Source organism: Pseudoalteromonas sp. SIMBA_162 (genome assembly GCF_046535955.1).
Lineage (GTDB): Bacteria > Pseudomonadota > Gammaproteobacteria > Enterobacterales > Alteromonadaceae > Pseudoalteromonas > Pseudoalteromonas marina.
Window position 1 is genome coordinate 1 of sequence record NZ_JAWJBQ010000915.1, and the last position, 248, is coordinate 248.

A 248-nucleotide genomic window follows, 5' to 3' on the forward strand; every position below is an offset into this window, starting at 1 on the left:
CGTATAGCCTGTCATTCGTGCGTATACCCCGTCATGTCACGGATTGCTGCCCGCTGCCGTGTTGTTCGGTGCCGTGTTGTTCGGTGCCGTCGGCTGCATGCGTTGCCTCCGACGCCGGCGTGCGTAGCCACAATTCGAAGCAGGCGCCGCCCAGCGCAGAGCCCTCAGCCAGCAAGGAGCCCTCAGCCGGTTCAGACACAGAAGCGCCATCGGCCAGACGCAGCAGGCCACCGAGGTCGCGCGCCAGG

The 248-nt window shown here is 66.1% G+C and carries 1 protein-coding gene; it reads right to left on the minus strand.

Features of this window, described 5'->3' with window-relative positions; translation table 11 throughout:
* Positions 1 to 31: 31 nt before the first annotated feature.
* A partial coding sequence (locus tag R0J88_RS22370) for a hypothetical protein (RefSeq protein ID WP_410901224.1) occupies positions 32 to 248 on the minus strand: 217 nt, incomplete at its 5' end.